Origin of the sequence: Aggregatibacter sp. oral taxon 513, assembly GCF_018128305.1 — a bacterium.
Taxonomy (GTDB): domain Bacteria; phylum Pseudomonadota; class Gammaproteobacteria; order Enterobacterales; family Pasteurellaceae; genus Aggregatibacter; species Aggregatibacter segnis_A.
Map to the genome: position 1 here is coordinate 271,728 of NZ_CP072381.1, position 23,787 is coordinate 295,514.

Consider the following 23,787-nt stretch of genomic DNA (forward strand, 5'->3'; position numbering starts at 1 on the left):
TTGACTTCACAGGGTAGATAAGATCTATTAAAATGAACCAATTTTTTGTGAAGACAAAAGGGAAATAAGATGAGCCAACCGATTTATAAAAGAATTTTGTTAAAACTAAGCGGAGAAGCCTTGCAAGGTGATGAAGGTTTCGGGATTGATGCGTCTATTCTTGATAGAGTGGCGTTAGAAATCAAAGAGTTGGTCGAAATGGACGTAGAAGTTGGCGTCGTATTAGGCGGTGGCAACTTATTCCGTGGTGCTAAATTAGCCAAAGCGGGAATGAACCGTGTGGTCGGCGACCATATGGGAATGTTAGCTACGGTCATGAACGGTTTGGCAATGCGTGATTCGCTTTTCCGTGCAGATGTGAATGCAAAATTAATGTCGGCATTTCAATTAAACGGCATTTGTGACACTTACAACTGGTCTGAAGCCATCAAAATGTTGCGTGAAAAACGTGTTGTGATTTTCTCCGGCGGTACAGGCAGTCCGTTTTTTACCACGGATTCCGCTGCGTGCTTACGCGGTATCGAAATTGAAGCGGACGTTGTGTTAAAAGCAACGAAAGTGGATGGTGTATATGATTGCGATCCGGCAAAAAATCCAAATGCCATGCTTTATCCGCACCTTACTTATGCCGAAGTGATTGATAAAGAATTACAAGTCATGGACTTAGCAGCCTTTACCCTAGCTCGCGATCACGGTATGCCGATTCGCGTATTCAATATGGGTAAACCGGGCGCGCTACGTCGCGTGATTACCGGCGAGCAAGAAGGCACACTCATTTGTGCAAAAGACTAGTTTAATGGTTTGATTTATTTAATAGAGAAGGAATTATTGTGATTAACGAAATTAAAAAAGATGCGCAAGACCGCATGGAAAAAAGCCTTGAAGCGTTAAAAGGCCATATTGCAAAAATTCGTACCGGCCGTGCGCAACCAAGTTTGTTGGATGCTATTCAAGTGGATTATTACGGCTCTGCGACACCATTACGTCAATTAGCCAACGTGGTGGCAGAAGATGCCCGTACTTTAGCGGTGACTGTGTTTGATCGTTCATTGATTCAAGCGGTAGAAAAAGCCATTTTAACCTCTGACTTAGGCTTGAATCCGTCTTCTGCAGGTACAACGATTCGCGTGCCACTTCCACCATTAACAGAAGAACGTCGCCGTGATTTGATTAAAATTGTGAAATCAGAAGGTGAGCAAGGTAAAGTCGCGATTCGTAACGTACGCCGCGACGCGAACGATAAAATCAAAGCTTTGCTAAAAGACAAAGAAATCAGTGAAAATGATCAGCACAAAGCTGAAACGGAAATTCAACAAATTACTGATAAATTCATCAAAAAAGTCGATGAAGTGTTAGCGGAAAAAGAAAAAGAATTACTCGATTTCTAATCATAAAAACAGGTTAACATCAGACGCAGTGCCTTACTGCGTCTTTTCTTATATGGGTGGATGAGGTTTTCATGTTGCCCGAAAATTGACAAAGTGCGGTCGAAATTTTATGCAAAAAAAACAAAAGGTCGTGATTCTTGGCGCGACAGGTTCCATCGGTAATAGCACCCTTTCGGTGATTGAACACAATCCGGAAAAGTATGAAGCGTTTGCTTTAGTCGGGGGGGGCAATGTGGATGCCATGTTTGAAAAATGCGTGAAATTTCGACCGCACTTTGTTGCTTTGGCAGATGAAAGCGCGGCAAAACAGTTGCGTGAGAAAGTAGTTACGCATCAGCTCCCGACGCAAGTATTTGCCGGTCAACAAGCGATTTGTGAATTAAGCGCGCATCCTGATGCGGATATGGTCATGGCAGCAATCGTTGGTGCAGCTGGATTGTTGCCAACGTTGTCAGCAGTGAAAGCAGGCAAAAAAGTTCTGCTGGCAAATAAAGAGGCATTGGTCACTTGCGGCCAGATTTTTATTGATGCGGTGAAACGCTATGGCGCGCAATTATTGCCGGTGGACAGTGAACATAACGCCATTTTCCAATCGTTGCCTCCGCAGGCTCAACAACAAATCGGATTTTGCACGTTGGCTGATTTAGGTATCAGTAAAATTGTGTTGACCGGTTCCGGTGGGCCTTTCCGTTATACGGATTTAAGTGAATTTGACGGCATTACGCCGGAACAGGCGGTAGCACATCCGAATTGGGCGATGGGTAAGAAAATCTCTGTGGATTCCGCAACAATGATGAACAAGGGGTTGGAGTATATTGAGGCCCGTTGGTTGTTTAATGCGACAGCCGATGAAATGGAAGTCATTATTCACCCGCAATCCATTATTCACTCCATGGTACGCTACATTGATGGTAGCGTTATTGCGCAAATGGGGAATCCTGATATGCGCACACCGATTGCAGAAACCATGGCGTATCCGCACCGCACTTTTTCCGGCGTAGCTCCGTTAGATTTTTACCAATTAAATGGACTGACTTTTTTAGCGCCGGATTACCAACGTTATCCTTGTTTGAAACTGGCGATAGAGGCTTTTGCGGCAGGACAGTATGCGACCACTGCCATGAATGCGGCGAATGAAGTGGCCGTACAAGCCTTTTTAGATCGCCAAATTAAATTTACGGATATTGCCAAACTGAATCAGGCTGTTGTGGAACAAATGCCGTTGCAACAAATCAAACAAATTGATGATGTGTTGGAGGTGGATCGTGCTGCTCGTGACTATGCGCGACAACAATTGACACATTGGTCACACTGATATTTTGTATTGAGAAGGGATAATGACTGAATTAGATCAGAGTAATATTCCGCAACACGTTGCGATTATCATGGACGGCAACGGGCGTTGGGCGAAGCAACAAGGAAAAATGCGCGTTTTTGGACATAAAAACGGCGTGGCGGCAGTACGTGAAGCCGTGTCTTATGCTCGCAAAATTGGGGTGAAATATTTAACCTTATATGCGTTTAGCAGCGAAAACTGGAACCGCCCCGAGCAGGAAGTGAGCGCATTGATGAGTTTATTTATGCAAGCGCTTGATTTTGAAGTGAAAAAACTGCATAAAAATGACATTCGTTTGAAGATTTTAGGCGACATTTCCCGCTTTAGTGCAGGCTTGCAGGAAAAAATCAAAAAAGCGGAAAAATTAACGGAAAATAACACCGCACTTACGTTAAATATTGCCGCAAATTATGGCGGGCGCTGGGATATCGTTCAGGCGGCACAGCAGTTGGCGGAACAGGTTCAAGCGCAACAGCTTAACATCGCAGACATTAATGAAGCTTTATTGCAACAACATTTGGTGACGAAAGATGAGCCTGAAGTGGATTTATTGATTCGTACCAGTGGTGAACAACGCATTAGTAATTTCTTATTGTGGCAAACAGCCTATGCGGAATTATATTTTTCTGATGTACTGTGGCCGGATTTTAATGAAGCCGAGTTTCATCAGGCGATTTTATCTTATCAACAACGTCATCGCCGTTTTGGCGGGACCGAATAATTGAGGAATATATTGTGCTTAAACAACGAGTTATTTCGGCAATTGTGTTAATTGCCCTTGTCTTTACCGCGTTATTTTTATTTTCACCTTATTATTTTGCTCTCGCCTTGGGTGTTGTCGTCGTGTTGGGCGTTTGGGAATGGACACAGTTCTTTAATTTCAAACAGCCCACTTTTTGGCGCTATGCCATCACCGGTTTAAGTGCTGCCTTTTTATTCCTTTGGATCTATGGGGAAGGCAATTATTTAGATGCCGGACGTGTATTTGAACTGTATGCTCAGCCGATTTTATTGGGCGCGGTTGTTTGGTGGCTGGTGGCGTTATTTTTTGTGGTGACTTACCCGAAAAGTAGTGTTATCTGGGGCAAACATTCTGTCTTACAATTCTTTTTTTGTTTCTTTACCCTTATCCCATTTTTAATCGGCGTATTATTGTTACGTTTAGATCATTATGTGACAGAGCCTTACCACGGCATTATGCTGTTGTTGTATGTGTTCATTTTGGTTTGGGTAGCGGATTCTGGCGCTTATTTTGTCGGTCGTAAATTTGGTAAGCACAAATTGGCACCGAAAGTTTCTCCGGGGAAATCTTGGCAGGGTGCGATTGGCGGTTTGGTCATGGCAGGTATTGTTGCAGCCATTTTTGTGAATGTGGCGCAACAAAGTTTGACCGCGAATGTTTCACCTGAAGCCTTTATTGGTTTGTCTGTGGCAACGGTTGCGATTTCTATTTTAGGCGATTTAACGGAAAGTATGTTTAAACGCCAAAGCGGTATTAAAGATAGCAGTCATTTAATTCCGGGGCATGGCGGTATTTTGGATCGTATTGACAGCTTAACGGCTGCTGTTCCATTCTTTGCTTACTTCTATTTCTTTGTACTATAGGATTGGCGATATGTCATTTTTGTGGTCAACCGTTTCATTTCTCATTGCGATTGCCGTTTTAGTAACGGTACATGAGTATGGTCATTTCTGGGCCGCACGAAAGTGCGGTGTGAAAGTACATCGTTTTTCTATTGGTTTTGGTAAAGTCATTTGGTCGCGTACCGATAAACAAGGGACGGAATTTGCCGTGTCGGCCATTCCGCTTGGGGGCTATGTCAAAATGCTGGATGGAAGAAACGAAGACATTTCTTCAGAGTTGGCACCTCAAGCCTTTGACAATAAAACGGTCGCCCAACGTGCTTTTATTATTGCTGCTGGTCCGCTAGCTAATTTCTTGTTTGCTATTTTTGCTTATTTTTTGATTTATACCATCGGTATTCCAAGCATTAAACCGGTTATTGATGATGTAAAACCCGATTCTATTGCCGCGATGGCACAGATTCAGCCCAAAACGCAGATCACTGAAATTGATGGTGTTACGACTCCCGATTGGGAGACCATCAATATGCTGTTGGCTACTAAAATTGGCGAAAGTAGAGTAGAGTTAACCTTAGTCGAATTTGGTTCTAATATTGAACAGCATAGAATCTTGGATTTATCGGGCTGGCATTTTAATCCTGAAAAAGAAACAGCTTTCGGCTCCCTTGGTATGTTGCCGGTTAGAACTAAAGTCGATATGACTTTGTCTAAAGTCGTCGAGAATTCTCCTGCACAAAAAGCGGGATTACAAGTTGGTGATAAATTATATTGGGGGGATGGTAAGGCGATACGTTGGCTGGATTTTATTGAGCAAGTGGAGTTAGGTAATCCATTATCTGTGAAGGTCGAGCGTAATGGCGCGTGGTTAATGAAGACTATTACGCCAGAACTGAATGACAAAAAGCGTTTAGTTGTAGGCATTTCACCGACTTTTTCCCCGGTGCCAGATGAATATCGTACTGAATTAAAGTATGATATGTTTGAATCCTTACAGAAAGGGACTGAAAAGACGTTTCAACTCTCTTGGTTAACTATAAAAGTAATCGGCAAGTTATTGGTTGGTGAGTTGTCTCTAAATAATTTAAGTGGTCCGATTTCTATTGCGCAAGGTGCAGGCGCATCATCTGAGTTAGGATTAGTTTATTACCTCAGTTTTCTTGCACTGATTAGTGTAAATTTAGGGATTATGAATCTCTTCCCATTGCCTGTGCTTGATGGAGGACATTTAGTCTTTTTAGGATTGGAAGCGCTTAAAGGAAAACCGGTTTCCGAACATGTTCAGAATATCAGTTATCGAATCGGTGTAATCTTATTATTAATGTTAATGGGATTTGGCCTGATTAATGATTTTTTACGTTTAAATTAGTATTTTTATACAGGATAGAAATTACGATGAAAAAACTTTTACTTGTAAGTTTGTTGTTTGGTTCTACCGCCGCTCTTGCGGGACCTTTTGTAGTTCAAGATATTCGTGTTGATGGTGTTCAGGCTGGTAGTGAAAGTCAGATTATTGCCTCGTTACCGATAAAAATCGGTCAAAAAATTAATGATGCCAATATTTCTAATATCGTCCGTAATTTGTTCCTAACCGGTCAGTATGATGATGTAAGGGCATCACAGCAAGGAAATACATTAGTGATTTCTGTTATGCCGAAGGCAATCATTTCTGATGTGGTGTTTGAAGGAAATAAGTCTGTTCCAAACGATGCGTTAAAACAAAACTTGGATACCAACGGTTTTCGTAAAGGCGATGTGTTGAATCGTGAAAAATTAGAAGAGTTTCGTAAAGGATTAGAAGAACACTATCATAGTGTTGGTCGTTATAACGCAAAAGTAGAAACGATTGTTAACCCATTACCAAATAACCGTGCGGAAGTTAAGATTCAAGTGACTGAAAATGATGTTGCTTTGCTGAAAGATGTCACTTTTGTCGGTAATCAAGCCTTTGATAGTGATCGCTTAGAAGATCAAATGGAGCTCCAACCGGATGCTTGGTGGAAGTTCTTTGGTAACAAATTTGATTCTACGCAATTCACTAAAGATCTTGAAACAATTAGAAATTATTACCTTGATCGTGGTTATGCAAAAGCCGGAATCGCCAATACTGATGTGAAACTAAACGATGAAAAGACGGAAGCTCGAGTAACAATTGATATTGTTGAAGGAGAGAAATATACCGTTAATAGTGCGCGTATTGTTGGCGATGTAGGCGGCATGGCGGAGCAATTATCACCATTATTAAAACAGATTCATGTTGGTGAAGAGTTCCGTCGTAGTGATGTGCAATTAGTCGAAGAAAGTATTAAAGCGACACTTGGTGAACGTGGTTATGGTAGTGCCCAAGTGAATGTACAGCCTGATTTTAATGATGAGAATAAAACGGTTGGCTTGAGTTTTGTTGTTGATGCCGGTAAACGTTATTCTGTGCGCCAAATTCGTTTTGAAGGTAACACCGTGAGCGCAGACAGCACTTTGCGCCAAGAAATGCGTCAGCAAGAGGGAAGTTGGTTATCTACCGATTTAGTTGAATTAGGTAAAGTGCGGTTAGATCGTACAGGCTTTTTTGAGACCGTTGAAAGTCGCACAGAAGCCGTTGAAGGGACCAATGACCAAGTTGACGTTATTTATAAGGTAAAAGAACGTAATACCGGTAGTATTAATTTTGGTATCGGTTATGGTACGGAAAGCGGTTTAAGTTACCAAGCCAGCATTAAACAAGATAACTTCTTGGGTATGGGGTCTTCTCTAAGTTTAGCTGGTTCCCGTAATGATTATGGTACAAGCGTTAATTTAGGTTATACAGAACCATACTTCACTAAAGATGGTGTAAGTTTGGGCGGAAATGTTTTCTTTGAAAGCTTTGATAACTCAAAAAATTCAACATCTGCAGCTTATGCCCGTACGACTTATGGTGGTAACCTAACCTTAGGTTTCCCGGTCAATGAAAACAATGCCTACTATCTTGGTGTTGGTTACGCCTATAATAAATTAAAAAATATTACACCTGAATATAATCGTGCCTTATATTTAGCCTCTATGAACTTTGATGACTGGGTGTTCAAATCTCACGATTATGATGTTTCATTCGGTTGGAACTACAACAGTTTGAACCGTGGCTTTTTACCAACTAAAGGGGTGAAAGCGTCTATTGGCGGCAAGGTAACAATTCCGGGCTCTGATAATAAATATTACAGACTCAATGCCGATGTACAAGGTTTCTATCCACTTAACCGTGATCAGACATGGGTATTGTCTGGACGTTTAGGGGCATCTTATGCGGATGGCTTTGGTGGTAAACGCTTGCCGTTCTATCAAACTTATACTGCAGGTGGTATTGGCAGTTTACGCGGCTTTTCTTATGGCGCTATTGGTCCACAAGCGATTTACGCTAAAACGCCAATCTCAGCAGCTTGTCGTGGCGTTAGTACAACCCCTAGCTGTTATAATGACGATAAGTTAAATGGTGATGTGGTTGGCGGTAACGCGATGGCCACAGCTAGCGTGGAATTAATTGTACCAACGCCGTTTGTTGCAGAGAAAAATCAAAATTCTGTTCGTACATCCTTCTTCGTTGATGCAGCGAGCGTATGGGATACACACTGGAAATCAGAGAAAGGCAAGTTTAATAGTAATTTACCTGATTATGGCGATCCTTCTCGTGTTCGAGCTTCTGCTGGTATTGCATTCCAATGGCAGTCTCCGATTGGCCCATTAGTGTTCTCTTATGCTAAACCAATCAAAAAATATGAAAATGATGATATTGAACAATTCCAGTTCAGTATTGGTGGATCGTTCTAAACAGAACAGTCTAATCCAATTGATATAAAGAGATATCTGTGCCAAGACATTGGCACAGAAGAGTTTAATGTTTAACTTACTAAAAGGAAAAATAAAAAAATGAAAAAAACTGTAAAATTAACCGCACTTTCTTTAGCTTTAGCATTCACTTCTTCTTTAGCAATGGCAGAAGAAAATATCGCTTTTGTAAGCGCAGATTACCTTTTCCAGAATCATCCGGATCGTAAAGTTGTTGCTGAAAAATTAGAGGCTGAATTCAAACCAACCGCAGATAAATTAGCAGAAAACAAAAAACAGATTGATGCAAAAATTGCGGATGTTCAAAAGAAAGTGGAAGCAAAAGTGACTGCTTTACAGAAAGAGGCGCCTAAATTACGTTCTGCAGACATCAAAAAACGCGAAGATGAAATTAATAAATTTGCTAATGATGAGCAAGACGCTATTAATAAATTGATTACTGAGCACGATCAAAAAGCAAAAGCTTTCCAAGAAAGTTATGCAAAACGTGAAAATGAAGAAACAACAAAAATGATTGCGAGCATTCAAACCGCCACTAATAATGTAGCGAAACAAAAAAATTACACTTTAGTGCTTGATGATCGTTCCGTTGTTTTTGCTGTTGACGGTAAAAACATCACTGAAGATGTATTAAAAGCAATTCCTACACAGGCTAAATAATGAAGACCTATTCCCTCTTGGAATTAGCACAACAAATCGGCGCTACCATTCGTGGTAACGCCGATGTTGTTGTGAGTAATATCGCTCCCTTAGATAAAGCAGATAAACATCAGCTAACATTTATTTCTAATGCCAAATTCCGTGAAAAACTGGCACAGTCAAAGGCGGGTATTTTGGTAGTATCCGAAGCGGATGTGGAATTTTGTTCACCGGAAAGTAATTTGCTTATCGTGAGAGATCCTTATGTTGCCTATGCAAAATTAGCACAATATATGGATACCACACCAAAAGCGGCAAGTGGAATTGCAAAAAGTGCGGTCATTTCTGACGACGTTTTGTTAGGTGAAAATGTCTCTATCGGTGCAAACAGTGTCATTGAATCCGGCGTTGTGCTTGGAGACAACGTGGTGATTGGCGCAAATTGCTTTATTGGTAAAAATACTAAAATTGGCGCGCACACCCAACTTTGGGCGAATGTATCCGTATATCATGAGGTCGAAATTGGCCAGCATTGCTTAATTCAATCCGGTGCAGTCATCGGTAGCGATGGTTTTGGTTATGCCAATGAGCGCGGTAAATGGATCAAAATCCCGCAAGTAGGACAAGTGATTATTGGTAATCACGTTGAAATTGGCGCTTGTACCTGTATTGACCGTGGCGCATTAGATGCAACCGTAATTGAAGATAACGTGATTATCGACAACCTTTGTCAGATTGCCCATAACGTGCATATCGGCACGGGTACCGCGGTTGCCGGCGGGGTGATTATGGCAGGCAGTTTAACCGTGGGACGTTATTGTTTAATTGGCGGCGCGAGCGTGATTAACGGGCATATGGAAATCTGTGATCAAGTGACCGTCACCGGCATGGGGATGGTGATGCGCCCGATTACCGAACCTGGTGTGTATTCTTCCGGTATTCCGCTCCAAACCAATAAAGAATGGCGCAAAACGGCGGCATTGACGCTTGGCATTGATGGTTTAAATAAACGCATTAAAGCCCTTGAGAAAAAACTGAAATCAGATGAGTGATGTTTCGTTCATTTTGTGTTGATGCGTTAAATAACGTATAATTTAATGCGTATTTTTTGTTTCTTATTTAATATTGAAAGGTAATCCCGTGACTGAACAAACCTCAAGAATTATCGAATCTCACGAAATCATGCAATTATTGCCACATCGCTATCCATTTTTGTTAGTGGATCGTGTGATCAATTTTGAAGAAGGAAAATGGTTGACCGCGATTAAAAATATCAGTGTGAATGAGCCTTGTTTTACCGGCCATTTCCCGGGAAATCCCATTTTACCGGGCGTGTTAATTCTTGAAGCCATGGCGCAGGCTATGGGTATCTTAGCTTTCAAAACCCATGAGTTAGCCGGTGGTGAGATTTTCTATTTCGCCGGTGTTGATGAAGCCCGCTTTAAGCGTCCGATTGTTCCGGGCGATCAAATGGTATTACACGTTGAAGTCATTAAAGAACGTCGTGGTATTACTGCCTTTACCGCTACAGCAACCGTTGACGGTGAAGTGGCCTGTGAAGCGAAACTAATGTGTGCTCGTCGTGCAGCATAATTCAGACAAGGGGATAAATATGATTCACCCAACAGCCAAAGTTCATCCGCAGGCCATTGTTGAAGAAGGTGCAAAAATTGGTGAAAACGTGGTTATCGGCCCGTTTACCATCATCGGTAAAGACGTTGAAATCGGCAAAGGTACTGTTGTTCACTCCCATGTTGTGATTAATGGGCATACACGAATCGGCGAAGATAATGAAATTTATCAATTTGCCAGCATTGGTGAGGTGAACCAAGATCTTAAATATCAAGGTGAGCCAACACGTGTTGTGATTGGTAACCGTAACCGCATTCGTGAAAGTGTGACTATTCACCGTGGTACCGTACAAGGTGGCGGAGTGACGAAAATCGGTGATGATAACTTATTCATGATTAACGTCCATGTCGCACATGACTGCGTGATTAAAAACCGCTGTATTTTAGCCAATAACGCCACCCTTGCCGGACACGTGGAATTGGACGATTTTGTGATTGTCGGCGGAATGTCTGCAATTCACCAATTCGTTGTTGTAGGCGCTCATGTGATGTTGGGCGGCGGGTCTATGGTCAGCCAAGATGTGCCTCCATATGTCATGGCGCAAGGCAATCATGCTCAACCGTTCGGGGTAAACATTGAAGGGTTAAAACGTCGCGGTTTTGATAAACCGACAATGCATGCGATTCGTAACGTTTACAAAATGATTTATCGTAGCGGTAAAACGCTAGATGAAGTGATGCCGGAAATTGAACAAATTGCTGCCACAGAGTCAGCGATCAGTTTCTTCTTGGATTTCTTTAAGCGTTCCACCCGCGGCATTATCCGTTAATCCTTTTAATAAATTCATCTATTGCCGACCGCTCTTTTCTATGACTAAAAGAGCGGTCGTTTTTTTCAGAGTTTTGACTATGCCAAATTCAATATCCCTCAATCATTCTCCAACCATTGCAATCATCGCAGGCGAAGTCTCCGGTGACATTCTCGGTGCGGGTTTAATTCACGCCCTGAAAGCGCGTTACCCGAACGCTAAATTTATCGGTATTGGCGGTGAACGCATGATTGCCGAAGGATTTGAAACTCTGTTTGATATGGAAGAGTTATCCGTGATGGGATTGGTGGAAGTGCTGAAACATCTACCACGCTTACTCAAAATTCGCCGCAGTATCATTGAGCAATTATCGGCCTTAAAACCGGATATTTTCATTGGCATTGATGCACCGGATTTCAATTTGGACGTAGAACTGAAACTCAAACAGCAGGGCATTAAGACCATTCATTATGTGAGTCCGTCCGTGTGGGCATGGCGTCAGAAACGCGTGTATAAAATCGCAGCGGCCACCAATTTAGTCCTTGCCTTTTTGCCTTTTGAAAAAGCCTTTTATGATCGTTTCAATGTGCCTTGTCGTTTTATTGGGCACACCATGGCGGATGCCATTCCGTTGAAACCGAATCGTGATGAAGCCTGCCAATTACTCAATTTAGATCCAACTCAATGTTATGTGGCGATGTTAGTGGGCAGTCGTGGTTCTGAAGTGGAATTTCTTAGCGAACCTTTCTTACAAACTGCGCAACTGCTACATGAACGCTATCCGGATGTTAAATTTCTTGTGCCGTTAATTAATCAAAAACGTCGTCAGCAATTTGAACAAATCAAACAACGCGTTGCGCCGGAATTGGACATGATTTTATTGGATGGCAATGCGCGTGCCGCAATGATTACGGCCGAGGCAACCTTGCTCGCTTCCGGCACAGCCGCGTTAGAGGCCATGTTATGTAAATCCCCGATGGTAGTGGGATATCGCATGAAACCTTTCACCTATTTCTTAGCCAAACGCTTGGTGAAAACTAAGTATGTTTCTTTGCCAAATTTGCTGGCAGACGAAATGTTAGTGCCGGAATTAATTCAAGAAGACTGCAACCCAACGAATTTGGCAGAAAAATTGTCCCTGTATTTAAGTGAGGACAAAAGTGCGGTGCAAAATCGCCACGTTTTATTACAGCGTTTTGCTGAGTTGCACCAAATGATTCAATGCAATGCCGATCAGCAAGCCGCACAAGCAGTGATTGATTTATTGGAGCCATCCCATGGATAAGTTTGTATACCCACAAGGCTATGAACTCATTGCCGGCGTGGATGAAGTGGGACGTGGGCCGTTAGTGGGGGCCGTGGTGACAGCTGCAGTGATTTTAGATCCGAATAAGCCCATTGAGGGACTTGCCGATTCTAAAAAACTGTCGGAAAAAAAACGTTTATTGTTGGCGGAAGAAATTAAGCAAAAAGCCTTGGCGTGGGCGCTTGGGCGAGCGGAACCACATGAGATTGACGAGTTAAATATTTTGCATGCCTCCATGCTTGCTATGGAACGGGCGATAAAACATTTGAAAATTCAACCGCACTTTGTGTTGGTGGATGGCAATCAGATTCCACCGAATTTGTCGATACCGGCCCAAGCGGTTGTTAAAGGGGATGCTTTAGTCGCGGAAATTAGCGCGGCGTCTATTTTGGCAAAAGTCGCACGAGACCAAGAAATGTTGGAATTGGATCAACAATATCCACAATATGCCTTTGCGCAACACAAAGGCTACCCAACGAAATTGCATTTGGAAAAAATCGCCGAATTTGGCCTTTTACCACAGTATCGCCGTAGTTTTGCGCCTGTTAAAAAATTATTAGAATCGCTATAATTTAACCTGCATTTGAACATTTTTAGCACGGAGGGCGCCATGAACCAATTCACCAGCTTACTTGATTCTTTCCGTCCAGAACCTTGGGTGTGGGTGCTGTTGTTGCTCATTGCTTCCGTGATTCTCTTCATTCGTAACCGCATTCGCATGGACGTCGTCGCTATTTTGGTGATGCTGGCGTTCAGCCTCAGTGGCATTTTAACCGTACAAGAAGTGTTTGCCGGTTTTAGTGACCCCAATATTATTCTGATTGCTTTATTGTTCATCGTCGGGGAAGGCTTGGTACGCACCGGTGTGGCGTATCAAGTGAGCGAATGGTTGTTAAAAGCTTCTCATAACAGTGAAGCACGTGTATTAGTTTTCATGATGTTAGCCGTGGCAGGTCTGGGGGCTTTCATGAGTTCCACGGGGGTCGTGGCTATTTTCATTCCTGTGGTGCTGATGATTTGTCGCCAAATGAATATCTCTCCGAAACGTTTGATGATGCCACTGAGCGTTGCCGGGCTTATCAGTGGCATGTTGACGTTGATTGCGACAGCGCCCAACTTAGTGGTGAATGCCGAGTTGGTACGCGAAACGGATATGCGTTTGAAATTCTTCGATTTTACGCCTATTGGTTTAGTGATTTTGTTTATGGGGATCGGCTATATGCTGGTTGCCCGTCGTTGGTTAAAGTCCGATAAAGAAAATGAAACCAACAGCATGGATAAACGTTCCATGAGTGATTTGATTCATGAATATGGTTTGCAACAACGCACGCAGCGTTTTGTGGTAAGAAAAGGCTCACCGCTTATTGGTAAAAATCTGGATGAATTACATTTACGTTCTAAATTTGGTTTGAACGTGTTGGCGATTGAACGTTGGAAACGTTTTCGCCCGATATTTATTGCTGCGCTTGGTTCCTCAGAAGTCCGAGAGAAAGACATTTTATTGATGGATAGCAGCGATCCTGAACTCAATTTGAAAGCATTTTGTCAGGAATATAATCTAGAACGGGCGGAAATTCGTGCGCAATCTTTTTCTGAACAAGCCAGTTCTATTGGTATGGCGGAATTGATTTTAGTGCCGGATTCCGACTGTATCGGAAAATCGACTGAAGAACTTGCTTTCCGTTCTAAATACGGCTTGAACGTTGTAGGCATTAAGCGTGACGGAGAAGTGCTTGGTGGGCATTTTGTCGAAACGCCGTATAAAGCCGGGGATTTATTGCTGGTGATTGGCGATTGGAAACTCATCCAGCAAATGCGTAGCCACAGCAAAGATTTCTTTGTGTTGAATTACCCGACTGAAATCACCCGTGCCGTGCCGGCGCAAAGCCAAGCGCCTTATGCCTTGTTGAGTATTTTAGTGATGGTGCTGTTAATGGTGACCCGTGTTGTGCCAAATGTGGTAGCCGCCCTCATTGCTTGCTTAATGCTAGGCTACTTCCGTTGTGTAGATAGCAAAAGTGCTTATGGTTCAATTCACTGGTCAAGCCTTGTCCTGATTGTGGGCATGATGCCATTTTCGTTGGCTTTACAGAAAACCGGTGGGGTGTCGGTGATTGTCGAGTTAATGCTGAATTTAGTAGGAGGCATGGGCAAACATTGGATTTTAATTAGCCTATTTATTCTCACTGCCGTTGTTGGTTTATTCATTTCTAACACGGCGACTGCAATTTTGATTGCCCCAATCGCCATTACGATGGCGCACCAACTCAATTTATCCCCGATGCCATTTGCAATGGTGGTGGCTATCGCCGCTTCTGCCGCGTTCATGACGCCGGTATCTTCACCGGTAAATACCATGGTTTTTGGCCCCGGTGGTTATAAATTTTCTGATTTTGTCAAAGTCGGTGTGCCGTTCACTCTTTTGGTTATGTTGGTGAGCGTGTTTCTTATTCCTTTACTCTTTCCTTTTTAAGGTTTAAGGAGAATGTGATGAGTATTTATGATCTGAAACCAAAATTCCAAAATCTATTACGTCCTCTCGTGATAAAGCTCGAACAACGTGGTGTGACTGCCAATCAGGTGACTTTAACGGCTTGTGCCATTTCTGTTATTTTAGGGCTAATTTTGACCGCACTTTCTGGTTATCACTGGCTTTTTATGCTGATTCCTATTTGGTTGTTTGTGCGTATGGCACTTAATGCCATTGATGGTATGTTAGCGCGCGAATTTAACCAAAAATCCCGTTTGGGCGGATACCTGAATGAAATCACTGATGTCGTGTCTGACGCCGCGTTATATCTGCCTTTTGCTTTTTTCCATCCTTTTGATGCGTTACAGATCGGCTTGATCATTTGGTTGTCGGCATTGACGGAATTTTGTGGTGTGCTCGGGCAAGTGCAAGGAAAAACGCGCCGTTATGATGGTCCGTTAGGTAAAAGCGACCGGGCGTTTTTGTTTGGCGTGTTAGGCTTGGTTTATGTTTTTGTCCCTACTTTACCGGATTTTCTCTATTGGCTGCTTTGGGTTGTCATCATTCTGTTAATTGTCACTTGTGTCAAACGTGTGAAGTCTGGCTTGGCCGAAGTGGGTAATGAATAGGAGCGTGATTATGTTAGCCAAATTGATTGATTTTCTCTTATGTCGTTTTACCTCCTTTATCACCGGTGTCCGTCCGCAAAAAAATGTGGAACAGCAATCCGCGGATAAACATCGTTTGTATTTTGCAAACCATAATAGCCACGGTGATTTTATTTTGTTGTGGGTATCGTTGCCGTATCAAGTGCGCAAAAACACCCGCCCAGTTGCCGGTGCGGATTACTGGACGAAAGGGCCGATTCGTCGTTTCTTGGCGCACAACGTGTTCAATATGTTGCTGATTGAGCGGGGAGGCGACAATCCACAAGCCATTACTCAACAAATTAGCGATGCCCTGCAACATCATTCTCTGATTATTTTCCCTGAAGGCACCCGTAAAATGGACGATGATGTGCCACTACAACCTTTCAAAAGCGGTTTGTATTACATCGCAAAGCAAAACCCGCAATTAGAACTTGTGCCGGTATGGATTAGTAATATGCATAATGTTTTGCCGAAGGGGTTTGTGGTGCCAATTCCGCTGTTGTGCGATTTATACATGGGAGAGCCGCTCTTCTACCGTGAAGCGGAAGACAAAACCGATTTCTTGAACCGAGCCGAACAGGCACTATTAAGTCTAAATTTAACCGAAAAAGGGAAAGCATAATGGAAATATGGCAACTGTTTGGTGGGTTAATCATCACCTTAATTATTGCGTCATCAATCGGTTATGGATTGAAATTCAAAGTCGGCTTTTCCACCCCTCATGCGGTAATTGATAATCTTAACGCACGCATTAATGCCTGGTGGGTCATGATTTTAATTATCTTTGCCGCCGCGGCATTGGGTTTTTATGGCGTGATCGGGTTATTTTTTGTGATTTCCTTCATGGCATTGCGTGAGTTTTTATCGTTGCTTTATATTCGTCGTGGCGATCATCTCGCACTTGCCACTTGTTTCTACGTCATTCTGCCTCTTCAATATTTTTTAGTGGCAATTGACTGGTTCAGTATGTTCACCATCTTCATTCCGGTGTATGGCTTTCTATTTTTGCCAATCCTCTCCGCCTTGTTGGGTGATGCGGCACATTTCTTAGATCGTTCCACCAAAGTGCAATGGGCATTGATGATCAGCGTCTTCTGTATTTCCCATATCCCGGCAATCCTGACATTAGACATTGAAGGTTTTGAAGATAAAAAACTGCTATTGATGATTTTCTTGATTTTAGTGGTGCAATCCAGTGATGTGTTGCAATACGTATGGGGCAAGTTGTTCGGCAAACACAAAATTGCGCCTAAACTTTCGCCATCCAAAACCGTAGAAGGGTTTTTAGGCGGTGTCGTCAGCGCCAGTGTGCTGGGCGGATTGCTCTATTGGCTTACCCCGTTTAACCCGGTACAAGCGGTGTTGATGAGCTTATTAATCTGCCTCATGGGCTTTTTAGGCGGCTTAGTGATGTCCGCCATGAAACGCAGCATGGGGGTAAAAGACTGGGGGAATATGATTAGTGGCCACGGCGGTATGCTAGATCGCATGGATTCCCTTTGCTTCGCTGCGCCGATTTTCTTCCATGTGGTGAGATATTATTGGGCTTAGTAGGATTTTTGTGAGAACGGCTTCTAGCCGGATTTATTGATTAACAAACCTTAAAAATGAGAGAAAAAATGACCGCACTTTTAAAGATTGGGTTAGTGTCCGTTTCTGATCGGGCATCGCAAGGCGTGTATCCGGATCAAGGCATTCCGGAACTTAAACATTGGTTGGAACAGGCGTTGGTGGAGCCTTTTGAGGTAGTCGAACGCCTCATTCCGGACGAGCAACCGGAAATTGAGCGCACGCTGTGCAACTTAGTGGATGAAGAACATTGTCATTTGGTGCTCACCACCGGCGGCACCGGGCCGGCAAAGCGGGATGTTACACCGGATGCGACACTTGCTGTTGCTGATCGTGAAATGCCGGGGTTTGGCGAGCAAATGCGTCAAGTCAGTTTGCATTTTGTGCCGACAGCCATTCTTTCTCGTCAAGTAGGTGTGATCCGCAAAGACAGTTTGATTTTAAATTTACCGGGGCAGCCGAAGGCTATTAAAGAAACGTTAGAAGGCGTAAAAGATGAAAGCGGCAATGTGTTGGTGAAGGGGATTTTTAGCGCCGTGCCGTACTGCTTGCAGCTCATCAACGGATTATATATTGATACCAAACCGGAAATTATTGCCAGTTTCCGCCCGAAATCGGCACGACGGAGTTAAACGTGGAGGAAAGTGCGGTCATTTTTGACGGCATTTTTACAGCGCACTAAAACAAAAACGGTATTCCCTTATTGTGATGGAATACCGTTTTTTGTTTACAGCACAATCATATCATCCCGATGAATGGCGACGGTGCCGTATTCATAACCAAGCAGTTGTTCAATATCATGAGACTGTTTGCCTTTGATTAATTCCAGTGCATCGCTGTTATAACGCGGCATGCCGAGAGCAATATCTTTGCCTTGAGAGTTACGAATGCGCACAACTTCACCACGGGAGAAACGCCCACTGACATCAACGATACCCGCCGGCAGTAAGGATTTGTGCTGAATTAACACCGCACTTTGCGCGCCATCATCAATCGTTAGCACGCCTGCAGAAGGCGCAGCGAAGAGCCATTGCTTGCGGCTTTCCAAGCGATCCGCTTGTACCTTGAATTTGGTGCCGATAGCTTGATCGTATGCTAAATCGATGATGATGTTAGGTTGATTACCCGGTGCAATAATAGTTTCGATGCCTGAACGAGTGGCAACATCTGCCGCAGTGATTTTGGTGGACATGCCACCGGTACCTAAATTCGTGCCGGTACCGCCCGCGATAGAACGAATATGATCGGTGATTTTCTCCACGACCGGAATCAATTTTGCTTGAGGATTTTTACGCGGGTCGCTGTCAAACAAGCCTTGTTGATCGGTCAATAAATAGAGCTGTTCCGCTTGCACTAAAATTGCCACTAAGGCGGATAAATTGTCGTTATCACCCACTTTAATTTCTGCTGTGGCGACAGCATCATTTTCATTGATAACGGGGATGATGTGATTATCTAATAGCGCATGCAATGTATCGCGTGCATTGAGAAAGCGTTCGCGATCTTCAATATCCGCACGGGTTAACAACATTTGTCCGATATGAATATCATAAATGGCAAAGAGTTTTTCCCACGTTTGAATCAGCTGGCTTTGACCCACTGCCGCCAATAATTGTTTGGATGCCACAGTGGGCGGTAATTGCGGGTGATTTAAATAATGTCGACCAGCGGCAATGGCGCCTGAAGTGACAATCACCAAACGAAAGCCGGCGCGATGTAATTGTGCTAACTGACGAACGATTTCCATCATGTACGCTAAATTTAATTTTGGTGCACCTTGGGTTAAGGTGCTGGTGCCGAATTTCACCACAATGGTTTTGTTATTCTGTTGCATACTGACTCCTTGTCAAAAATGCGTTTAAGTTAGCATTAAGCGTGGCAAAAAGCATTAAATTTATCGGGAAAATCCACCGCACTTTGATGTGGCAAGATGAAATACTGTTGTTCCTTTTAGAAAGTTTTATAATGGGCGGCACAGTTAATTTAGGTAAAAGTATAATGAAAGCTCAACAGATTACTCAGGAATACCAACGGGAGGTGACCCGTGTGTGCGTAGAAACGGCATTGTTGTTATTACAACATGGCATGGAAAGTGCGGTGGTCGTGCAAATGACGCAACGACTTGGTGTTGCACTTGGGGTTGCCAGCGTGGAATGCGCATTAACCGCCAACGCAGTGATTCTTACCACACTCACCAATGGACATTGCATTACGACGACCCGTAAAAGTGCCGACAAAGGCATTAATATGCAAATGGTCACGGATGTTCAACGCATTATTATTTCTGCGGAACATGGTATATACGATTTACACCTGGTGAAGAAAAAACTAGACCACCTCAAACCATTAAAATATAACCGTTATTTTGTTATATTGATGGTGGGGTTATCTTGTGCCTCCTTTGCGCATTTATCCGGAGGTGATGCATTAATTAGTCTCATCACTTTCTTGGCTTCCTCCGTAGCGATGTATGTGCGGCAGGAATTATCGAAACGCCATTACAACCCCATGATTGTTTTTTGTATTACGGCCTTTGTAGCGTCATTGATTGCGGGCATGAGCCTGAAATATCAAATCGGCAATGATCCGCAAATTGCTTTGGCGTCCAGCGCGTTGTTGCTGGTGCCGGGATTCCCGTTAATCAATTCACTGGCGGATATTTTAAAAGGCTACGTTAACATGGGTATTAGTCGTTGGGCGGTAGCGACGATTCTCACTTTTGGGGCCTGTTTGGGCATTGTCTTTACGCTCAGTGTGCTGAATATCACGACCTGGGGGAATTAAGATGGATTGGTTATTTTGGTTACTCGATGATATGTTCTTTGCAGCGATTCCTGCCGTGGGCTTTGCACTGTTGTTTAATGTGCCGGCTAAAGCACTGAAATATTGCGCGATGCTTGGCGCGTTAGGGCATGTAACCCGTACCTTGTTGCTCCATTGGGATATGCCGATTATTTTTGCCACGCTGGTTGGGGCAGCACTTATCGGCTTTATTGGTGTGCATCTTTCTCACCGTTATTTAGCCCATCCGAAAGTCTTCACCGTGGCGGCAATTATTCCAATGATTCCCGGCGTGCATGCTTACAAAGCCATGATTGCGATTGTGCAGATTCACCATTACGGTTTTTCTGATGAATTGTTTGCACAAATGATCAATTCCTTTATTAATACAACGTTTATTCTTGGCGCCTTGGTTTTCGGTTTGGCGTTACCGGGCTTATTGTTCTATCGCGGAAAACCTGTGGTATAGTAACCGTATGTTAAGCCATTAAATAACTTAGGAAAATACATGAATTTAAGCCTGATTGTCGCCATGACGAAAAATCACGTTATCGGTAAAGATAACCAAATGCCGTGGCATTTGCCCGCGGACCTGGCTTGGTTTCGTCAAAACACGACCGGCAAGCCGGTGATCATGGGGCGAAAAACCTTTGAAAGTATTGGTCGCCCGTTGCCGAAACGCACGAATATTGTGCTTTCACGTCAACCCTTCATGCATGAAGGTGTTGTGTGGAAAGCGAGTCTAGAAAGTGCGGTGGATTTTGTCCGTGATTCAGAGGAAATTATGTTGATTGGTGGCGGACAGCTTTTTAAGCAGTACCTAGCGCAGGCGAGTCGTCTTTATCTCACTGAAATTCAAACAGAATTAGACGGCGACACTTTCTTTCCTCCAATCGATTGGCATGACTGGTCGATTGAATTTGAACAATACCGTCCAGCCGATGAGCAGAATCCTTATGATTGCCGTTTTTTGATTTTGGTAAGAAAGTGATTTTTGCGTAAGTAAAAGTGCGGTGGGTTTTCCGTGCATTTTGATATTCTTCCTCCTTGATCTGATGTAGGGGGAGGAAGAATGCTTGGAATGGGGGTGGCGAGCGGGAGAAAAACGGAACGCTCGCCTACCCAAGTGAAAAGAATCCTTATTCCGCCAAGTCTTTTCTAAAAGACACCATCAACTGATCGATTTTAAAATTCTCGGTGTCAATGATTTCAAATTTATAGCGGTCGTATAGCACGAAATCGGTTTTCTTCGGGATTTTACGCAACATATACATCATAAAACCAGCGATGGTTTCATAATTTTCATCGTGCGGAAAACTTTCAATATCCAAGGCGCGTTTCACGTCTTCCAACGGTGTGGCGCCATCAATCAGCCAAGAATCTTCATCACGGCGAATAATTTGCTCTTCTTCACTGGAAACCAATTCGCCCATCACAATGCTCATCACATCGTTTAAGGTCACAATCCCTACGACTAACGCATATTCGTTGACGATAACGGCGAAATCTTCACCGGTGGATTTAAACAGCTCCAACACTTCATATAAAGACAACGTGTCCGGCACGTACAACAACTTGCGCAATAAGCGATTATCGGTTAATTGCACTTGTTCTTCTTTTAAAAACAAGGTCAACAAACTGTGGGACTCCACATACCCTAAAATATGATCCAAGCCCTGATCGCAAATCAATAATTTAGAATGGGAGTTTTTCGTTAACGTGTCTAGCACTTGTTGACGGGTAAAAGTGCGGTCTAAAAAAATGATGTTTTCACGCGTGGTCATGGTTGAGGTGACCGTGCGTTGCTGCATATCGAAGATATTTTCGATTAAATAATGTTCCTGTGCTTTTAACACACCGGCTTCTGCGCCCGCATCTACGACAGCGACAATATCTTCTGATGTCATGCTTTCAACCCGTACGGTGGAAATTCTGAACAGGCGGAACATCACATTCGCCAATGAATCAAAAATCCACACAATCGGTTTTAATAGGATAATGCACAGTTGCATAATGCGCACCGTGCGTAGTGCCACCGCTTCCGGATTGATTAATGCAAGGCGTTTTGGCATTAAATCTGCTAATAAAATGAACGAAGCGGTGACGATGATAAAGGCAAGCCAAGAGGCGGCACTGTCAACCCAAGGTGCATCGGTATATTGTTGCAGAAATGCTTGTAAATGCACGCTAATAGTCGCTTCGCCAATGACCCCGCCCAAGACGGCAACCATGTTTAAGCCGATTTGCACCACCGTAATAAAACGCCCCGGCTGCTCCTGTAATTTGAGCACCATGGCCGCTTTAGTATTCCCTTCGTTAGTCATGTTTTGTAACTTAATACGACGCGCGCCTGCCAATGAAATTTCGGCAGAGGACACGATGGCACTGACAATAATCAGTAAGATTAAAATTAAAATTGCGCTGAATAAACTCATAAGGTTCTCAATAACTTGATGTAAACGAGACATAAAGTGCGGTTAATTTTGACTGTGTTTTTAACCGCACAAAAGAAATGAAAAAAGAAACCTAATTTTCGCTATCAAACCAGCCGCGAATAAACTGCACGGCAAAGAAGAAGGTAAAGAATAAAAGTACGTAAAGAATATAGCTAAAAATCGGGTGGCTTGGGGTATTGGTTTCCGTTACTTCTTTTACGGATAACGCATTTGGAAACTCATCAAACATAGTCAGACGCCAGCCGTAATATTTGATTTCCACGGTTTTTTCTTCATTGCCCAAGGCTTGCGCCAATGCCTGTAAATTTGCTGAGCCGAATTTGAAATAGAACGGAAAACCCCAACGGGTATCTTCATTGCGATATACCATCACTTTGCCGTTTTCATGTTGCGTATTGATAAAATACACATCGCGGGTCGGGCCGTCTGCCGGATTGGCTTTTGTAATCGGTCCGTCTTTATCCACCCGTTTCACCTCAACGCCGGTCACTTTGGTGACATCATAGCTCGGCATGGAATAATTTATCGCCGCGGCAATACATAAATGAAAAATAAAAATGACGGAAATAAAAAAATATTTTAGAAATTTTCTCATCTTTTTGTCCTATTGAAATGAGATTGGTTAATTATTGTACCTGAATTTTAAATAAACGCTCGAAGTTTTGTGTGGTGATTTGTGCCATTTCCTCGGCTGACACGCCTTTCAACGCAGCAACATATTCACACACTTCGCGGGTATATGCCGGTTGATTTTGTTTACCGCGATAAGGCACCGGTGCCAAGTAAGGCGAATCGGTTTCCACCAACAGACGATCCAGCGGCAGTTTACGCACCACATCCCGAAGTTCTTCCGCATTTTTAAAGGTGATAATCCCTGAAATGGAAATGTAAAAACCCAAGTCTAACGCTTGTTTTGCCATATCATAGTTTTCGGTAAAACAATGCAAAACGCCACCGCACTTTTCTGCCTGATTGTCGCGCAATAGGCGAATCGTGTCTTCGCGTGCTTCACGCGTGTGAATGATCACCGGTTTATTGAGCTGGTTGGCCACGTCAATTTGGCTGGCAAACACGGCTTGTTGGGTGGCTTTGTTTTCTGCACTGTAATAATAATCTAAGCCGATTTCGCCGATGGCAACGACTTTCGGATCTTGCGCCAAGCGTAACAAACGCGCTGCATCATAAGGTTCTTCTTCAAAATCCAGCGGGTGTACGCCGCAGGCTAAAGAGACGTTATCGAATTTGGCTAATTCCGGATACACTTTTTCAAAACGGCTCAAGGTCACGCCAATCGCCAATAAATGTTTCACATCACTCGCTTTTGCCTTTGCCACAACATCGGCAATATTTTGATGTAATGTTTCGTAATCCAAGGCATCCAAATGGCAATGGGAATCAACAATAAACATATT

The 23,787-nt window shown here is 43.3% G+C and carries 25 protein-coding genes; 21 read left to right on the plus strand and 4 right to left on the minus strand.

What is annotated here, in order from left to right; all coding sequences use genetic code 11:
* Window positions 1-69: 69 nt before the first annotated feature.
* The 18 genes from pyrH (at window position 70) to mog (ending at window position 17,770) form a co-directional block, all read left to right on the plus strand.
* The gene (gene pyrH, locus J5A60_RS01455) at window positions 70-792 is read left to right on the plus strand and encodes a UMP kinase (RefSeq protein WP_006716861.1); all 723 of its coding nucleotides are present in this window, start codon (window positions 70-72) and stop codon (window positions 790-792) included.
* A gap of 38 nt (window positions 793-830) precedes the next feature.
* Window positions 831-1,388, plus strand: a complete 558-nt coding sequence (gene frr, locus J5A60_RS01460; RefSeq protein ID WP_048749974.1) for a ribosome recycling factor — start codon at window positions 831-833, stop codon at window positions 1,386-1,388.
* 109 nt (window positions 1,389-1,497) lie between these two features.
* Window positions 1,498-2,703 (plus strand): 1-deoxy-D-xylulose-5-phosphate reductoisomerase, encoded by a 1,206-nt coding sequence (gene ispC, locus J5A60_RS01465; RefSeq protein WP_207942844.1) that lies wholly within the window; start codon window positions 1,498-1,500, stop codon window positions 2,701-2,703.
* Window positions 2,704-2,725: 22 nt separating this feature from the next.
* On the plus strand, window positions 2,726-3,445 hold the full coding sequence (gene uppS / locus J5A60_RS01470) for a polyprenyl diphosphate synthase (RefSeq protein ID WP_111306077.1): 720 nt from the start codon (window positions 2,726-2,728) through the stop codon (window positions 3,443-3,445).
* Between the two features lie 14 nt (window positions 3,446-3,459).
* Window positions 3,460-4,329, plus strand: a complete 870-nt coding sequence (locus J5A60_RS01475; protein WP_111306076.1) for a phosphatidate cytidylyltransferase — start codon at window positions 3,460-3,462, stop codon at window positions 4,327-4,329.
* Between the two features lie 10 nt (window positions 4,330-4,339).
* Window positions 4,340-5,674 carry a sigma E protease regulator RseP gene (gene rseP, locus J5A60_RS01480; protein WP_212510338.1) on the plus strand — a complete coding sequence of 445 codons (1,335 nt, stop codon included), beginning with the start codon at window positions 4,340-4,342 and terminating at the stop codon, window positions 5,672-5,674.
* Between the two features lie 26 nt (window positions 5,675-5,700).
* The gene (gene bamA, locus J5A60_RS01485) at window positions 5,701-8,106 is read left to right on the plus strand and encodes an outer membrane protein assembly factor BamA (RefSeq protein ID WP_212510339.1); all 2,406 of its coding nucleotides are present in this window, start codon (window positions 5,701-5,703) and stop codon (window positions 8,104-8,106) included.
* Window positions 8,107-8,205: 99 nt separating this feature from the next.
* On the plus strand, window positions 8,206-8,784 hold the full coding sequence (locus J5A60_RS01490; protein WP_212510340.1) for an OmpH family outer membrane protein: 579 nt from the start codon (window positions 8,206-8,208) through the stop codon (window positions 8,782-8,784).
* Window positions 8,784-9,815, plus strand: a complete 1,032-nt coding sequence (gene lpxD, locus J5A60_RS01495) for a UDP-3-O-(3-hydroxymyristoyl)glucosamine N-acyltransferase (RefSeq protein ID WP_212510341.1) — start codon at window positions 8,784-8,786, stop codon at window positions 9,813-9,815. The genes J5A60_RS01490 and lpxD overlap by 1 nt, the downstream gene beginning before the upstream one ends.
* Before the next feature lie 130 nt (window positions 9,816-9,945).
* Window positions 9,946-10,356 carry a 3-hydroxyacyl-ACP dehydratase FabZ gene (gene fabZ, locus J5A60_RS01500; protein WP_048750176.1) on the plus strand — a complete coding sequence of 137 codons (411 nt, stop codon included), beginning with the start codon at window positions 9,946-9,948 and terminating at the stop codon, window positions 10,354-10,356.
* 19 nt (window positions 10,357-10,375) lie between these two features.
* Entirely contained in the window at window positions 10,376-11,164 is a 789-nt protein-coding gene (gene lpxA, locus J5A60_RS01505) for an acyl-ACP--UDP-N-acetylglucosamine O-acyltransferase (protein WP_048749959.1), read from the plus strand.
* Window positions 11,165-11,243: 79 nt separating this feature from the next.
* Window positions 11,244-12,428, plus strand: a complete 1,185-nt coding sequence (lpxB, locus tag J5A60_RS01510) for a lipid-A-disaccharide synthase (protein WP_212510342.1) — start codon at window positions 11,244-11,246, stop codon at window positions 12,426-12,428.
* The gene (gene rnhB / locus J5A60_RS01515) at window positions 12,421-13,020 is read left to right on the plus strand and encodes a ribonuclease HII (RefSeq protein WP_212510343.1); all 600 of its coding nucleotides are present in this window, start codon (window positions 12,421-12,423) and stop codon (window positions 13,018-13,020) included. The genes lpxB and rnhB overlap by 8 nt, the downstream gene beginning before the upstream one ends.
* A 39-nt stretch (window positions 13,021-13,059) precedes the next feature.
* Window positions 13,060-14,922, plus strand: coding sequence for an SLC13 family permease (locus J5A60_RS01520; RefSeq protein WP_212510344.1), 1,863 nt, complete (start codon window positions 13,060-13,062; stop codon window positions 14,920-14,922).
* 17 nt (window positions 14,923-14,939) lie between these two features.
* On the plus strand, window positions 14,940-15,548 hold the full coding sequence (locus J5A60_RS01525; RefSeq protein ID WP_212510345.1) for a CDP-alcohol phosphatidyltransferase family protein: 609 nt from the start codon (window positions 14,940-14,942) through the stop codon (window positions 15,546-15,548).
* Between the two features lie 10 nt (window positions 15,549-15,558).
* Entirely contained in the window at window positions 15,559-16,191 is a 633-nt protein-coding gene (locus tag J5A60_RS01530) for a lysophospholipid acyltransferase family protein (RefSeq protein WP_212510346.1), read from the plus strand.
* Window positions 16,191-17,120, plus strand: coding sequence for a phosphatidate cytidylyltransferase (locus tag J5A60_RS01535; RefSeq protein ID WP_212510347.1), 930 nt, complete (start codon window positions 16,191-16,193; stop codon window positions 17,118-17,120). Before J5A60_RS01530 ends, J5A60_RS01535 begins: the two co-directional genes overlap by 1 nt.
* 68 nt (window positions 17,121-17,188) lie before the next feature.
* Complete coding sequence (mog, locus tag J5A60_RS01540; protein ID WP_212510348.1) at window positions 17,189-17,770, plus strand: molybdopterin adenylyltransferase; 582 nt, start codon at window positions 17,189-17,191, stop codon at window positions 17,768-17,770.
* A gap of 95 nt (window positions 17,771-17,865) precedes the next feature.
* Here mog and proB read toward each other — a convergent pair whose 3' ends face one another.
* Window positions 17,866-18,972, minus strand: a complete 1,107-nt coding sequence (proB, locus tag J5A60_RS01545; RefSeq protein ID WP_212510349.1) for a glutamate 5-kinase — start codon at window positions 18,970-18,972, stop codon at window positions 17,866-17,868.
* 164 nt (window positions 18,973-19,136) lie between these two features.
* Between proB and J5A60_RS01550 the strand changes: the two genes are divergently transcribed.
* Genes J5A60_RS01550 through folA form a run of 3 tightly spaced genes read left to right on the plus strand, consistent with a single transcriptional unit; the run spans window position 19,137 to window position 20,910 of the window.
* Window positions 19,137-19,922: a threonine/serine exporter ThrE family protein gene (locus tag J5A60_RS01550; protein WP_212510350.1), complete on the plus strand. Its 786-nt coding sequence runs from the start codon at window positions 19,137-19,139 to the stop codon at window positions 19,920-19,922.
* 1 nt (window position 19,923) lies between these two features.
* A complete protein-coding gene (locus tag J5A60_RS01555) occupies window positions 19,924-20,388 on the plus strand; it encodes a threonine/serine exporter family protein (RefSeq protein ID WP_109103916.1) in 465 nt (154 codons plus the stop codon).
* 39 nt (window positions 20,389-20,427) lie between these two features.
* A complete protein-coding gene (gene folA / locus J5A60_RS01560) occupies window positions 20,428-20,910 on the plus strand; it encodes a type 3 dihydrofolate reductase (RefSeq protein WP_109128417.1) in 483 nt (160 codons plus the stop codon).
* A 148-nt stretch (window positions 20,911-21,058) separates the two neighbouring features.
* On the opposite strand, the gene J5A60_RS01565 is transcribed toward folA, so the two are convergent.
* The 3 genes from J5A60_RS01565 to J5A60_RS01575 form a co-directional block, all read right to left on the minus strand.
* Window positions 21,059-22,354 (minus strand): hemolysin family protein, encoded by a 1,296-nt coding sequence (locus tag J5A60_RS01565; protein ID WP_109128535.1) that lies wholly within the window; start codon window positions 22,352-22,354, stop codon window positions 21,059-21,061.
* Between the two features lie 91 nt (window positions 22,355-22,445).
* Window positions 22,446-22,970, minus strand: coding sequence for a DUF1523 family protein (locus J5A60_RS01570; protein ID WP_109103919.1), 525 nt, complete (start codon window positions 22,968-22,970; stop codon window positions 22,446-22,448).
* Between the two features lie 31 nt (window positions 22,971-23,001).
* Window positions 23,002-23,784 (minus strand): TatD family hydrolase, encoded by a 783-nt coding sequence (locus J5A60_RS01575; RefSeq protein WP_109128418.1) that lies wholly within the window; start codon window positions 23,782-23,784, stop codon window positions 23,002-23,004.
* Between the last annotated feature and the right edge of the window lie 3 nt (window positions 23,785-23,787).

What these genes read in the sequence shown, in the direction of transcription:
- uppS (WP_111306077.1), top strand. Translation starts at nt 2,726, where the DNA reads ATGACTGAATTAGATCAGAGTAATATTCCGCAACACGTTGCGATTATC.
- J5A60_RS01490 (WP_212510340.1), top strand. Translation starts at nt 8,206, where the DNA reads ATGAAAAAAACTGTAAAATTAACCGCACTTTCTTTAGCTTTAGCATTC.
- lpxA (WP_048749959.1), top strand. Translation starts at nt 10,376, where the DNA reads ATGATTCACCCAACAGCCAAAGTTCATCCGCAGGCCATTGTTGAAGAA.
- J5A60_RS01535 (WP_212510347.1), top strand. Translation starts at nt 16,191, where the DNA reads ATGGAAATATGGCAACTGTTTGGTGGGTTAATCATCACCTTAATTATT.
- J5A60_RS01520 (WP_212510344.1), top strand. Translation starts at nt 13,060, where the DNA reads ATGAACCAATTCACCAGCTTACTTGATTCTTTCCGTCCAGAACCTTGG.
- J5A60_RS01550 (WP_212510350.1), top strand. Translation starts at nt 19,137, where the DNA reads ATGAAAGCTCAACAGATTACTCAGGAATACCAACGGGAGGTGACCCGT.
- lpxB (WP_212510342.1), top strand. Translation starts at nt 11,244, where the DNA reads ATGCCAAATTCAATATCCCTCAATCATTCTCCAACCATTGCAATCATC.
- J5A60_RS01565 (WP_109128535.1), bottom strand. Translation starts at nt 22,354, where the DNA reads ATGAGTTTATTCAGCGCAATTTTAATTTTAATCTTACTGATTATTGTC.
- ispC (WP_207942844.1), top strand. Translation starts at nt 1,498, where the DNA reads ATGCAAAAAAAACAAAAGGTCGTGATTCTTGGCGCGACAGGTTCCATC.
- lpxD (WP_212510341.1), top strand. Translation starts at nt 8,784, where the DNA reads ATGAAGACCTATTCCCTCTTGGAATTAGCACAACAAATCGGCGCTACC.
- bamA (WP_212510339.1), top strand. Translation starts at nt 5,701, where the DNA reads ATGAAAAAACTTTTACTTGTAAGTTTGTTGTTTGGTTCTACCGCCGCT.
- rseP (WP_212510338.1), top strand. Translation starts at nt 4,340, where the DNA reads ATGTCATTTTTGTGGTCAACCGTTTCATTTCTCATTGCGATTGCCGTT.
- rnhB (WP_212510343.1), top strand. Translation starts at nt 12,421, where the DNA reads ATGGATAAGTTTGTATACCCACAAGGCTATGAACTCATTGCCGGCGTG.
- J5A60_RS01530 (WP_212510346.1), top strand. Translation starts at nt 15,559, where the DNA reads ATGTTAGCCAAATTGATTGATTTTCTCTTATGTCGTTTTACCTCCTTT.
- J5A60_RS01570 (WP_109103919.1), bottom strand. Translation starts at nt 22,970, where the DNA reads ATGAGAAAATTTCTAAAATATTTTTTTATTTCCGTCATTTTTATTTTT.
- J5A60_RS01525 (WP_212510345.1), top strand. Translation starts at nt 14,940, where the DNA reads ATGAGTATTTATGATCTGAAACCAAAATTCCAAAATCTATTACGTCCT.
- mog (WP_212510348.1), top strand. Translation starts at nt 17,189, where the DNA reads ATGACCGCACTTTTAAAGATTGGGTTAGTGTCCGTTTCTGATCGGGCA.
- J5A60_RS01555 (WP_109103916.1), top strand. Translation starts at nt 19,924, where the DNA reads ATGGATTGGTTATTTTGGTTACTCGATGATATGTTCTTTGCAGCGATT.
- folA (WP_109128417.1), top strand. Translation starts at nt 20,428, where the DNA reads ATGAATTTAAGCCTGATTGTCGCCATGACGAAAAATCACGTTATCGGT.
- J5A60_RS01575 (WP_109128418.1), bottom strand. Translation starts at nt 23,784, where the DNA reads ATGTTTATTGTTGATTCCCATTGCCATTTGGATGCCTTGGATTACGAA.
- pyrH (WP_006716861.1), top strand. Translation starts at nt 70, where the DNA reads ATGAGCCAACCGATTTATAAAAGAATTTTGTTAAAACTAAGCGGAGAA.
- fabZ (WP_048750176.1), top strand. Translation starts at nt 9,946, where the DNA reads ATGCAATTATTGCCACATCGCTATCCATTTTTGTTAGTGGATCGTGTG.
- proB (WP_212510349.1), bottom strand. Translation starts at nt 18,972, where the DNA reads ATGCAACAGAATAACAAAACCATTGTGGTGAAATTCGGCACCAGCACC.